The 13,624-nt window shown below is 55.1% G+C and carries 7 protein-coding genes; 4 read left to right on the top strand and 3 right to left on the bottom strand.

Annotated elements, in window-relative coordinates:
• The first annotated feature begins 341 nt into the window (after positions 1–341).
• The gene (locus JE47_RS0112105; RefSeq protein ID WP_051871146.1) at positions 342–2,141 is read left to right on the top strand and encodes a sensor histidine kinase; all 1,800 of its coding nucleotides are present in this window, start codon (positions 342–344) and stop codon (positions 2,139–2,141) included.
• 327 nt (positions 2,142–2,468) lie between these two features.
• On the opposite strand, the gene JE47_RS0112100 is transcribed toward JE47_RS0112105, so the two are convergent.
• The 3 genes from JE47_RS0112100 to ptsP are packed head-to-tail and all read right to left on the bottom strand — an operon-like array spanning position 2,469 to position 7,366.
• Positions 2,469–3,908, bottom strand: coding sequence for a PTS fructose transporter subunit IIC (locus JE47_RS0112100; protein WP_031460012.1), 1,440 nt, complete (start codon positions 3,906–3,908; stop codon positions 2,469–2,471).
• A 30-nt stretch (positions 3,909–3,938) separates the two neighbouring features.
• Positions 3,939–4,907, bottom strand: a complete 969-nt coding sequence (pfkB, locus tag JE47_RS0112095; protein ID WP_031460011.1) for a 1-phosphofructokinase — start codon at positions 4,905–4,907, stop codon at positions 3,939–3,941.
• Positions 4,904–7,366: a phosphoenolpyruvate--protein phosphotransferase gene (gene ptsP, locus JE47_RS0112090; protein ID WP_031460010.1), complete on the bottom strand. Its 2,463-nt coding sequence runs from the start codon at positions 7,364–7,366 to the stop codon at positions 4,904–4,906. Before ptsP ends, pfkB begins: the two co-directional genes overlap by 4 nt.
• A gap of 603 nt (positions 7,367–7,969) precedes the next feature.
• Between ptsP and JE47_RS0112085 the strand changes: the two genes are divergently transcribed.
• The 3 genes from JE47_RS0112085 (at position 7,970) to lon (ending at position 12,941) form a co-directional block, all read left to right on the top strand.
• Complete coding sequence (locus tag JE47_RS0112085; RefSeq protein ID WP_031460009.1) at positions 7,970–9,418, top strand: acyl-CoA dehydrogenase family protein; 1,449 nt, start codon at positions 7,970–7,972, stop codon at positions 9,416–9,418.
• 106 nt (positions 9,419–9,524) lie between these two features.
• Positions 9,525–10,322: a DeoR/GlpR family DNA-binding transcription regulator gene (locus JE47_RS0112080; protein ID WP_031460008.1), complete on the top strand. Its 798-nt coding sequence runs from the start codon at positions 9,525–9,527 to the stop codon at positions 10,320–10,322.
• 138 nt (positions 10,323–10,460) lie between these two features.
• On the top strand, positions 10,461–12,941 hold the full coding sequence (gene lon / locus JE47_RS0112075) for an endopeptidase La (RefSeq protein ID WP_031460007.1): 2,481 nt from the start codon (positions 10,461–10,463) through the stop codon (positions 12,939–12,941).
• The last annotated feature ends 683 nt before the right edge of the window (positions 12,942–13,624 follow it).

The raw sequence follows: 13,624 nt of genomic DNA, 5'->3' as shown, positions 1-13,624 counted from the left end.
AGAGAAAGGAGAGGAGTGAGCGATGAGAAGGGGGCGGGTTCTCGGCCCAACCGCAGCGTGTGTAGAGACACGCCGTTTCCCGTTCTGTCAATGTTCTACGGCCAAACTCCTGGTGGTTCGCCGATCATGCCCTTCAGTGCACTGTCGGGGCATGTTCCGAACTCGCTGCAAGATTATCGTTCCCCTCTCGCAGCAAGAGGAAACAGGTCAGGCTCGCATCGTACAACACAGGCCAGCGGTCAGTGATCTCGGGCAAAAGGCATTTGGAAACGTTGAAAACTCCTCTGCTAGAGCAACGATGTCGTGGCGTTTATCATCATGAGTGTCATACGGTTATCACTATGTGGTATTTCACCCCCTACATCCTGTTCCCACTTACTGCGGCAATGCTGGCTATGATGGCCATGTTTCAGGCGTGGTCGTACCGACAATTGCCGGTAGCGCAGGTTTTTCTCGGCATGATGGCCTGTACCGTCTGGTGGTCATTGTGTAATGCGCTGGAATTGTCACATACCACTGTTGAGGGCAAGATTTTGCTGAGCAGTATTCAATACATCAGTGTGGTTGGTGTACCGTTCTTCTGGCTCCTGTTTGCTCTGTTCTATACCAATCGTGCTCACGTGGTATCACGCAGGCTCCTGCTCGTTCTGCTCACGCTTCAGGGTAGTTTCCTCTTGGGTGCCTGGACAAACTCCTGGCATCGGCTGATGTGGCCAACTGTGGAATTAACCTACACTGCAAACGGTCTTTGGGTACTGACCGGCCCGAACGGGCCGTTGTGGTATGCAAGTGTGCTGAATGCGTATGGAATGGTGCTGGTTGGTACCGTGTTGATGATCTCCCAGGCTCGTCGTAGTCGGGCGCTCTACCGGGCGCAAGCGATCAGCCTCCTGATCGGTGCACTATTGCCGTGGGTTACGAGCATTCTCTTTGTTACCGGCCTCAGTCCGATTCCCTCTATCGATACGACACCAGTTGCCTTTGCGTTAAGTGGCCTGGTCTTCACAGTCGCGATGCGACGCTTCCGCGTGCTTGACATCTTGCCAGCCGCACGTGAGATGATCGTGGATCAAATGCCTGATGCGATCATCGTACTCGATACTGGCAATCGGGTCATCGACCTGAATCCGGCAGCACAATCGATTCTGGCTGTATCAGTAGATGTTCTTGGGCGTTCGTTAGCGGAGGTAGCGCCGTACTGGTTGGTAGATCAGGTACGTGATCGCTACGAAGGGCAGTTTGAGGTGAATCATACCCATGCCCTGGGGACGACTACCTATGATCTCCGCTGCACGACACTGCGCGATCGCGATGGTAACCCGACTGGACGGATTCTGGTGCTACGGGATATTACGCTCTTCAAACAGGCCGCATTGGCGTTGCAAGAGGCGAAAGAGGCAGCTGAGGCTGCTAACCAGGCCAAGAGTGCATTTCTGGCTACAATGAGCCATGAATTACGCACGCCACTGACGGCCATTTTGGGGTACAGCGAGTTTGTGCGCCAAGACTTACAGAGTCGCGGATTAGACGATCTGACCGCCGATCTCAATCGTATCATTACCTCTGGGCGGCATCTGCTGACGCTGATTAACGATATTCTCGATTATGCTCGGATAGAGGCGAATGCGGTAAAGATTCACCCTGAGCCGGTGAATATCGCGCTGCTGATCAATGACGTGGTCTCGACATTGCAAGGTCTGGCTACGCAGAGGCAAAATACGTTGACCGTGGCAGTCGAACCCGATGTACCACCGATAGTAACCGATCCAATACGTTTACGCCAGGTTTTGCTGAATCTGGTGGGCAATGCCTGCAAGTTTACCGAACAAGGGACTATTCACGTCCATTGCTATCGTTCGGCAGCAGATATGATCCAGATTGACGTTCGAGATACCGGCATCGGTATCGCCGCCGATCAGCTTCAGCGGCTTTTTCAGCCGTTCATGCAGCTTGATAACAGCACAACCAGGCGATACGGCGGAACCGGTCTGGGGCTGGCAATTAGTCAGCGGCTCTGTCGGGCAATGGGTGGTGAGATTGTGGTGAAGAGCGAACCGGGTTGCGGTTCAACCTTTAGTGTGCGTTTACCGTTAGTTGAAGTCACACAATGGCGCCACGAGCAGGAACTGGAGGGTGTGTGAGGAGAGCCGGATAAGGCGTATCTACACCCTACCCCCCTTTACGTGTGTGTCTGAAAAATGCCTCTTGTTTTTGGGAATGCGTGCTAGAGGCCTGCGTTCTGATCTGGGGTGAGCGAGTGGAACTCGGTTTGAGCGGGAGATAGACTCTGTCCCTTAGCGCGTGGCTGTTTAGAGCACGGCGAGCAGCGCTCAATTTCCACCAGCCCATATTATAATTGCTGAAACCACACTGCGGCAGTCCATCACCAATCCCAATATCTTGAAAGGAATATTCAGACCCTTAAGGGCCGGGGCACGTGATCACGTGCCCTGCTACCTAGTGTCGTGCTAATCGGCTGTGCCTGACGCTGTCGCCGTAGTTGGCGTTTCGAGGGTACCTAACGGTCGCTTGAGCACATAGAGCATTGCGGCTGTAACGAGGGTACCTGCTAGGATGGCAACGATATACATCGGCAGATTACCAACCGCATTGGGGATAGGAAGAACGAAGATACCACCGTGTGGAACGGCTAACGTTGCCCCAAAGACCATTGAGAGTGCACCCGCAACTGCCGAACCAACCATGATTGAGGGAATAACGCGGAAGGGGTCTTTAGCGGCAAAGGGAATTGCCCCCTCAGTGATGAAAGAAATACCGAGTACGGCCGCAGCTTTTCCCGCCTCACGCTCTTCGGCGGAGAAACGATCCTTGAACAAGAGGGTTGCTAGTGCCAGTCCAAGTGGTGGAGTCATACCGGCAGCCATTACCGCAGCCATAGGTGTGGTTACCTGTGATGCCAGCAGGCCGGTCGCGAAAGTGTAAGCAGCTTTATTGACCGGCCCGCCCATATCGAAGGCCATCATTGCACCCAGGATCAGACCAAGGATCAGGGCACTGCTTTGCTCCATACTCTTAAGCCAGGCAGTTAGCGCATTAAGGGCTGAACTCACCGGTTGACCGATAACGTAAATCATCAGGAGACCAACAAAGAGCGAACTGAGCAAAGGGAGGATCAGAACGGGTTTGAGACCGGCCAATGTTTTGGGTAGGTTGAGATTCTGATTGAGCCACAAGGTGGCGTAACCGGCAATGAAACCGGCCAGAATACCACCCAGAAAACCAGAACCCGTTGCAGATGCCAGCATACCGCCGATCATCCCCGGAGCCAGGCCAGGCCGATCTGCAATTGAGAAGGCGATAAAGCCAGCCAGGATCGGTACCATGAGGGCAAAGGCAGATGGTGCACCGATCTGGAAAAGTGCCCAGCCCAATGAGCCACGATTAGTCTCTTCATAGACATAAATGCCGCCAAACGCGAATGCTAACGCAATTAACAAACCACCGGCAACCACGAATGGCAGCATGTAGCTTACACCGGTCATCAGATGTTTGTAAGGGCCAGCTATGCTGGCAGCACGTGCTGCTTTGGCTGCGGCAACCTGATCGACCAGATTTGATTGTGCTGCAGCACTTGTCTTTATCCTGGCCTGTTCAAGAGCAGCTTTAATCACCCCTACCCCGTCGTGTATTGCTGCTTTGGTGTTGGTTTCGTAGACCCGCTTACCGGCAAACCGACTGAGATCGACTTTGGTGTCGGCTGCGATAATCACCACCTCGGCAGCGGCGATGTCCGCTGCGGTCAGTGTATTCTCAGCGCCGACCGACCCTTGCGTTTCAACCTTGATCGTGTGACCAAGACTCTCCGCACCGCGCTGTAGCCCTTCTGCCGCCATAAAGGTGTGGGCAATTCCGGTGGGACACGACGTAATCGCGACAATAACGGCCATCTTTCTCCTCCCTTCAAGTTTGACAAACATTTATTGATCAACGGGTGTCAGTGTAGTGACAGCCGGATCAACCACTGTAACCGTAACCCTGGCGGCCAAAGCGCGAAGTTCAGCGCGAGGCAGGAGATGTGCCCCAATCGAGCCAAGTGCTGCCAGTGAAAACGCCGTTGCCAGTTGGGCAACCTCTGTGAGTGATAATCCTTCCACCAGACCGGCAATTGTGCCGGCTACCATTGCATCACCTGCGCCGACGGTGCTACGCACCGTGACAGGAGGCGGTAGAGCATGCAACAATGTTGTGCCATCACTGAATATGGCTCCCCTCGCTCCCATTGATACGATTGCCAGCCTGATACCCATTTGATTAAGTCGACGGGCTGCCAGGCTTGCCGATTCTAGTCCATCGTGGTCAAGCAAAGTAATCTGGCGCAGCTCATCGATGTTAGGTTTTACGAGCGAAGGTTGGGCGGTCAGGCCGGCAGCTAGGGCTGGCCCACTGACATCAAGTGCAATGGCACGATTGAAGGTGTGTAACCGTTTAATCAGATCGGGAACAAACTCAACCGGTACACCTGGCGGTAACTTGCCGGCCAGTACAAACCATTCATGATCGGCGGCTAATTCATCAATCACATTGAGCAATGCGTCAAGTGCACCGGGTGGTGGTGGGAGACCGGGCAGATTAATATCCGTCGTTTGTTGATTAGCTTCATCGACAATTTTGATGCCAATGCGGGTTGCCCCTGGTACCCGGATAAAACGGTCGGTAATACCTTTGGTGGCAAAGTGGCGCTCAAAGATATGGGGATTCTCGGCGCCGAGCAGCCCTGTTGCGGTGACGTTCAGACCATAGTCGGCTAGAAATGAAGCAACATTTACCCCTTTACCACCAGCATCGCGTTGCATTGCTCGTGCTCGATTGACCGTATTCAGTTGAAAATGATCGACAAAAACAGTCTGATCGATAGCTGGATTGAGCGTAATGGTGGCAATATTCATAGGGCACGCACCTCCGCTGCGTTGCGACACGCCAGTGCTCGTTGCGCCAGATCACGCAATTCAACAGTGTTTAGACCGCGCAGATGCGCTTTTATGGTGGCAACACTGGGAATACTTACGCTCAATTCCTGGACCCCTAAACCCACCAGAATCGCTGCACCGAGTGGATCACTGGCAATCCCGCCACAGACCCCTACCCAGCGCCCGGCACTAGCTGCACCTTCAACAGTACGGGCAATCATTCGTAGCACTGCTGGATGCAAACTGTCAGCTTGCCCGGCTAGCTCTGGGTGCAGCCTGTCCATTGCCAGGACATACTGGGTGAGATCGTTGGTACCGATTGAGAAGAAATCGACTTCTGTCGCCAGCACATCAGCCATCATGGCTGCTGATGGCACTTCGACCATAATGCCGATTTCAATTGGGGGCGCGTTCAATTCGGCGCGAATTCGTTCGGCAATAGCTTTGGCCTGTTGTACTTCTTCCAGCGTTGCCACCATTGGAAACATCAGCTTGAGCGGACCGTGCATCGCGGCACGGTAGATGGCGCGCAACTGTGGTTCAAACAGATCGGGTCGGCGCAGGCAAAGGCGCAAGCCACGGATACCCAGGAACGAATTGTCTTCACGGCGAATGTTGAGATACGGTGCTTCCTTATCGCCACCGATGTCGAGGGTGCGGATAATCAGCGGGCGCCCAGCCATCGTTTCTACCATTGCCCGATATGCCTGGTACTGCTCCTCTTCGTCAGGTGCGTGGTCACGTTCGAGGAAGAGAAACTCAGTACGCATGAGACCAACACCATCAGCACCGGTTTCGATAGCACGCACTGCATCGGCTACCCGGTTCACATTTGCAGCTACTTCGATGTACACACCATCGCGGGTGATAGCCGGTTGATGGCGAGTAGCGAAGGCGATGGCCTGTTCTTGTTCGAGTCCAGAGCGTAAGGCATGTGCGGTCTCGACATCGGTTGCCGATGGTCGTAGATAGAGTTTGCCACTAAAACCATCGAGAATTGCGAGCGTACCGTCTGCTACGTCAATCACTGCTGTGCCGGCGGCAACAACCGCTGGTAAGCCCAGTGAACGAGCAATGATAGCGGTGTGTGAGGTGGGACCACCAAACGCTGTGCAAAGTCCCAATACGCTATCAGGGTCGAGCGTGGTGGTATCTGAAGGGGTCAGATCATCGGCGATCAGGATTGCCGGTTCGGTTAGACTGATAAATGGCATGTCACCCAGGCCAAGGAGATGCCGTAGCACGCGCTGCCCAACATCGCTTAGATCAACGGCCCGCCCGGCTAACACCGGGTCGTCGAGTTTTTCGAGCTGAGCAACCCGCATCGCGATAGTCTGTTGCCAGGCCCATGCTGCACTGTGACCATCGAAAATCCGACTGACCGTTTCACGGATCAGAGTAGGATCGGTCAGTAATTCAGCGTGCGCACGGAAGATTGCTGCGCGTGATGATCCGAGCCGACGGGAGACTTCGCTCGCCACACGCTCGAGTTCACTGCGGGCTGCACTGATGGCCTGCTCAAGTGCTGCTGTCTCGCTTAAGCGATCCCCAGGATGATCGGTAATCACGATAGGGGTACGGCGATAATGCCGTATCGGTCCGATCGCCAGTCCTTCAGCGGCTGCAATACCATAGATTGTTGTAGCAACGTGTTGTGGTTCCCAATCGCGATAGGCTATGTTCCGGTGGTTGATCGATGTGTCAGCGTTTGTTTCCTCCCCTATGCCGGAGTCAATCAGTTCTTTGAGGGCCATCAAAGCTTCTTGAGCATCAGGACCTTGCGCAGAAATTGTAATCGTTGCCCCGGTCGTGATCCCCAACTGCAATAGACTGAGCAGACTCTTACCATCAGTGACGTTCTCACCGTAACGTATCCGAATGCGAGCCTGGAAGCGCCGTGCTGTTTCCACAAAGGTAGTGGCCGGACGCACATGCAGGCCAGTCAGGTTGCGGATAACTACCTGTACTGAATGCTCGTAATCGGCAAGGGACGAGGTCGGCGATGGTGGACGGGTACCGGTTAGTGCTTCAACAATGTCGGCAGCATTGTTGGTTTGACATAATTGTTTCACCAGGTTTGCATCGCCGAGGACGTGAGTCAACCGGCGCAATACGTCAATGTGCTCAGCAGAACGAGCAGCAATTCCAACGATCAAATAAGCGGTTTCACCCTTGTTCCACGTTACTCCGTTTGGGATTTGCAGAATAGCAATACCGGTTTCAATAATCAGATCGCGGTCTTCAGGTCTGCCATGCGGAATAGCGATCCCGTTGCCCAGAAACGTATTGGCCAGCTCTTCGCGGGCCAGCATACTCTCGATGTAGGCGGGTTGAATATGACCGGCCTCTACTAACACCTGCCCAACTTGGCGGATGGCATCAATTTTAGAGGTTGCGAAAGCTCCGATGCGAACACACGCCGTACTTATCTTTATCATACACACTCCCCTGTGTGGTAGCCTGCGTAGGCTCAACGACCTGGTCTGTCGCTCCGTTGCGGTCAGTCGACAACGCGCCGGACAGGGAAGCGTGTAGATCAGGCGTGGTTGCCGATTTCACCAGCGGTAGATTGGCTGCAAGATGAACGGTTTCGTTTGATGGTTGTATCATACCATATGTTTTCGTTTTGTCAAGATTTGATTTTGTTATTTTGTTAAAAAATTTTGTTTGTTTTCGTTTTGGTTTCGATGGCGATACAAGCGCAGCATGTGTTGCTTACCCTAGAGTATGGGCCAAGACTGACAACCAGTCTACTCTTCCCCAGACATTTTTAAAGTATCCATCCAACTCAGCAGCAGTGAGAGATCGGCAAGTGGAAAGCGAAACGAGCGCAGCAGGGTGTGTAGAAAAGGCGGCTCCTGTTCTGTCGGTGGTGGTCTGCGGCCAAAAGCCGCTGTCTTGCAGGCTTGGTTTGCGAAAACTGTGTACAATCCTACCAGATGAAAGGCGGTAAACGGATGTGATCATTGCTGCACAAGGTTGGTAGTTATGATCCACGGTCTGTGTTGACAGTATTGGTATCAGCACCCTGGAGGTAGCACATGGAACAGAGCATTTTTTCGCCACTCGCATTTTTGCGCCGCTGTGTCGGTGACGTGGCGCAATCTGGGTATTTGGATGAATACCAGGGGTGGTGGGAGCGTGAGGGGAAGAGGATTTCGGCTGCGGTTGATCGTGCCGGGACACCCTGGTTGCGTATGTTTGATAGCGTAGGTAAGCGTGTCGATGAGATTCTCTATCCGCCCGACTACTGGCAGATGCTCAGGCGAGGGTATCAAGCCGGTGTTGTCTGGCGTGTCTTTGCTGAACATTCGCTCATCCCGCACTACTTGTTGGGCTATCTTACCTCTTTTTACGATGCTGGCCTGTATTGTCCGTATACCGTTTCGCTCTCGACAGCAGTACCGTTAGCGAAATACGGCACCGAAGCGGTAAAAGCTCGTTTCTTGCCCGCGATGCTGCGTCGCGATGAGACGGTCTGGCAAGGTGCAACCTGGATGACCGAGATCGGTGGTGGCTCCGATCTCGGTGCTACGGTGCAGACGACAGCCGTTCAGGCGGCGGATTGCTGGTATTTGAGCGGTGATAAGTATTTTGCCAGTAATGTTGGTGCAGAACTGGCCGTGGTTGCGGCACGGCTGGCGTCTGGCCCGGCTGATATTCGTGGTCTGGGGCTATTTCTCGTTCCGCGGTACCGTGCAGACGGTAGTCTCAACTATACGATTCGGCGTCTCAAAGATAAGATCGGTACTCGTTCGGTTCCAACCGGTGAAGTAGAATTGCGGTACAGCGAGGCTTATCTCTTGGGGTTAGCAGAGTGGGGGATTTATCTTATCCTTGAAACACTCAACCTCTCGCGGGTCGCAAATAGTGTCGGAAGTGTTGCTCTGGCGCAACGAGCACTGGCCGATGCTATAGACTATGCCCATCGTCGGCAGGCTTTTGGTAAGCCAATTGCTGAACATCCACTTCTTCGTCATCAGATCGAAAAACGAGTCGTTGCGTTAGAAGCAGCTTTTGCGTTAGCCTGGGAGGCGGTACGGCTGCTCGATCAGCTCTGGCAGGCAACCCCTCGTTATCCAGAACAGTACCATCTCTTTCGTTTGCTTGCGCATTTAGCGAAATACTGGACGGCTGAATACGCGGTGCAGACGGCCAAGTGGGCAATGGAAATATACGGAGGCATTGGCACTCTGGCCGAGTTTGGGGTTGAGCGTTGGCTGCGTGATGCTATGATTCTGCCAATCTGGGAGGGAACTCCGCATCGTCAAATTCTGGATGGTCTGGAAGTGATGGAGCGCAAAGGAGCGCATCGGATGCTCTTTCAGTATCTTGCACCCTATGCCCAACCCGAAGCGTGGGCAGCGATGCAAAGTCGCGTGGAAGCACACCTTGCTTTACCGCAAGACGAAAAAGAGGCCGGTGCGGAAGACTTGTTCCGTGAGCTGGCCTCCTTTACGGCTCATACCTTGCGCATGCGCGGATTGTAGTTCTGCACCCGCTATGCTTCAGCGCGTAATGCTTGACGCTGTTCATGCTGACGACGTACAATAACATCGTAAGCAAACGAAACGTTCTGCAACTGGAGATCATTTTATGCAAACCGATGAAAGCGTGGTCGGTGAACGTAGTCCTCTCATGCTTGATCGACGAAGCCGGATTGCCGAAGTCGTGCGCCAACGAGGGTCAGTACGAGTCAACGAACTGGCCGACATGTTTGGCGTGACGCCGGTAACGATTCGCAACGATTTGGCTGCTCTTGAACGTGAGGGGGTGTTGCTCCGTGATCACGGCGGTGCTGTGGCATTACCGGCAACCAGTGCATTAATTGCTTTTGAGCAACGGGCTGGGATTCGGCTTGAGGCCAAAGCCCGTATTGGCGCCGCAGCCGCTCAATTTGTCCAGCCTGGTGACACGATCTTGCTCGATGCCGGAACGACCGTCGTTGAAATGGTGAAGCATCTACGTCAGCGCACACCACTTACGGTCGTGACCAACGCCCTCAATATTGTTATCGAACTGCGCCATCTTAGCGATGTGCAGGTCTGGATGCTGGGTGGGACCGTTAATTATGCCACCTTTGGTACTCTGGGCCCCCTGGTTGAGCAAAGCCTCGGTGATCTGGTGGTGGAAAAGCTGTTTTTGGCTGCCGAGTCGGTTGATTCAGGATACGGTGTGACCGATTCAACCATCGAGATTGCCCAGACCAAGCGAGCAATGGCGCGGGCAGCACGACGGATTATCTTGCTTGCCGATTCGAGCAAGTGGCAGCGGCGTGGGTTTATCAAGGTTCTTCCTTTAGAGTCGATTGAGACGATTATTACCGATACCGATCTACCGGACGAGGAGCGGCGGCGCATCGAAATGGCCGGTGTGCAATTGGTGCTGGTCTGAGGCAGTCGCACGCCTCTCACCTGACTATTGTTAGAATTACACTAGAACTTTTCATCGATCATTGACACGCCTCCGCTAGCGTTTCAAAATATAAACAGTGCGGAAGTTCTGTTCCGCGGAGCAATGTGGAGACGTGCTATGAATGATGAGACGGTGCGGGAACAGACGACTGCTGAGGCTGATATTCAATCGCCAGATCAATCTGCCGCCGAGGTGATAGAGACGCTGCCGCTCATTCCACTTGAGGGGGCAGTGGTCTTTCCACATATTGTCGTCAGCTTGACGCTCGATGAGTTGGGAGTCGCTGCTGCCGAAGCAGCGGCTCGTGAAGGGCGCTATGTCTTGCTCGTTGCCCGGCGGCCCGATGCTCCAGCCGACGCCCCTATTGCCGAGCGATTGTTTAAAGTGGGAGTCGTGGCTCGGATTGAGCAGTTCGGGACGTTGCCCAACGGCGCAAGTGGTGTGGTAGTGCGCGGGTTAGTGCGTGCCGAATTAGGTGAAGCCGTCCAAACCACGCCTTACCTGCGCTTTCGATTCACCCGACGGCCTGATGTGTTCGAGCGCACTCCTGAACTCGAACAGTTGATGGTTGAGGTGCACGCAGCGATTGATGCTGTGCTCGAATTGCGTCCCGGTGTGACCCAGGAGATCCGGAACTTTGTGCGCTCGATTGACGATCCCGGTCATCTGGCCGACAACACCGGCTATTCGCCCGATTACACGTTTGCCGAGCGTCAGGAATTGCTCGAGACCTTTGATGTGGTCGAGCGGCTGCAGAAGGTACTCAACTTTTACCGGAAGCAATTTGCGTTGCTTGAAGTGCAGGCCAAGCTGCGGCAAGAGGTACAAGAGAGCGCCGCCAGGCAGCAACGAGAGTTCTACCTGCGTCAGCAATTGCGGGCTATCCAGAAAGAGCTGGGTGAAGATACGAGCGAAGCTGCTGAACTTGACGACCTGCGCCAGAAGCTAGCCGCTGCCGATCTTCCAGAGGTGGCGCGCAAAGAGGCTGACCGTGAGCTGAATCGGCTGGCGCGTATCAATGCCAGTTCGCCAGAATATCAGATGGTGCGCACCTACCTTGAGTGGCTGGCCGAGTTACCGTGGAATAAGTATACCGGTCAACCAATCGATATTGCTTTTGCCCGTAAGGTACTCGACGAAGACCATCATGGTTTGCAGAAGGTTAAGGAGCGCATCCTCGAGTATCTGGCTGTCAAACAGCGACGGGCCACCCTCGGCGAAGAGAATCTGCGCGCCAATCGCGAACCTATTCTGGCGTTTGTCGGGCCGCCTGGCGTAGGCAAGACCAGCCTGGGGCAGAGTATTGCCCGTGCGCTTGGGCGCAGTTTTATCCGCATGAGCCTGGGTGGCGTTCGTGATGAGGCAGAATTGCGTGGCTTTCGCCGTACTTACATTGGTTCACAACCAGGACGAATTATTCAGGAATTGCGCCGCGCCGGTACTGCTGATCCGGTCATTTTGCTCGATGAGATCGACAAGCTTGGTATTGACTACCGTGGCGACCCGGCAGCCGCGCTGCTAGAGGTGCTCGATCCCGAACAGAATCATACCTTTACCGACCATTATCTCAATCTGCCGTTCGATCTCTCGCGTGTGCTCTTCCTGGCGACGGCTAATACGTGGGATACAGTGCCGCCAGCCTTGCGTGACCGGATGGAAGTGATTGAACTGTCGGGGTATATCGAAGATGAGAAGGTGCAAATTGCCCTGAGTCATCTTGTGCCGCGCCAGTTGCGGGCTAATGGCTTGCGCCCCGAAGAAGCAGTCGTGAGCGAAGAGGCGCTCCGCTGCATCATCAACGAGTACACCCGTGAGGCGGGGGTTCGCAATCTCGAACGCTCGATTGGGGCAGTGCTACGCAAAGTGGCACGTCGTCTCAGTGAAGGTGAGATTGATCCGGCAAGTCTACCCTTTGTCGTTGATGCCGCATTCGTGCGGACTGCGCTAGGGCGGCCACGGTTCACAAATGAAACCCGTGAGCGAATCGATCAGCCTGGAGTTGCGATTGGCCTGGTCTGGACGCCGGTCGGTGGAGATATTATTTTTGTGGAAGCTAGTGCGGTAGAAGGGAAGAAAGAACTTATCATCACCGGTCAACTAGGCGAGGTGATGCGGGAGAGTGCTGAGGCTGCGCTGACGTATGTGCGTTCGCGTGCCCGTTCGCTTGGTATCGAGCCGAATTTCTTCGAGACGCACGCCATTCATATCCACGTACCGGCAGGGGCAGTGCCGAAAGATGGTCCTTCGGCGGGGATTACGATGGCGACAGCACTGGCTTCAGCCGCAACTGGTCGTCTGGTACGCGATGACATTGCGATGACCGGTGAGATTTCGCTGCGCGGGCGGGTGTTGCCAATCGGCGGTATTAAAGAGAAGGCGTTAGGTGCCCACCGGGCTGGTATTCGTACTATTATCTTACCTAAGCGTAATATGCTTGATCTCGATGATCTGCCGGAAGCGGTGCGCGCTGAGATGACCTTCATTCCGGTTGAGACCCTTGATGAAGTGTTAAGTATTGCCCTCTTACCGCCAGATGATGTGACAACGACCCTTTCTGTTCCTCAGCGGAGCGATGCACTGACACCGGCTGCTTCCTGAGCGGAACCCCCTCACCTTCCCCCCCTGCCCCCCCTGCCCCCCTCCTCTCCCACGCTGCGGGAGAGGAGGGGGGAGATTGTGTCCCTCACCTTCCGCTTCCTCTCCCACGCTGCGGGAGAGGAAGGGGAGAGATTATGTCCCTCACCTTCCCCTTCCGCTTCCTCTCCCACGCTGCGGGAGAGGAAGGGGGGGGATTATGTCCCTCGCCTTCCCCCTGGCCCCCTTCCGCTCCCACGCTGCGGGAGAGGGGCTGGGGGTGAGGGCAGCCCCTCACCTTCCCCCTTCCGCTCCCACCAGGCGGGAGCGTAGGGGGGATGCGCGGAGCAGGGGCGATCCTGCGGCTGTCCAAATCACCCCTCTCCCGCAGCGCGGGAGAGGGGCTAGGGGTGAGGGCTATCCGCAGCGCGGGAGAGGGGCTGGGGGTGAGGGCAGCCCCTCACCTTCCCCTTCCTCTTCCACCAGGTGGGAGCGTAGGGGGGATGCGCGGAGCAGGGGCGATCCTGCGGCTGTCCAGATCACCCCTCTCCCGCAGCGCGGGAGAGGGGCTGGGGGTGAGGGCAGCCCCTCACCTTCCCCTTCCGCTCCCACCAGGTGGGAGCGTAGGGGGGATGCGCGGAGCAGGGGCGATCCTGCGGCTGTCCAGATCACCCCTCTCCCGCAGCGCGGGAGAGGGGCTGGGGGTG

Origin of the sequence: Chloroflexus sp. MS-G, from assembly GCF_000735195.1 — a bacterium.
Taxonomy (GTDB): domain Bacteria; phylum Chloroflexota; class Chloroflexia; order Chloroflexales; family Chloroflexaceae; genus Chloroflexus.
Note: the sequence above shows the minus strand (reverse complement) of the source record. Positions and strands in the feature narration are given on the sequence as shown.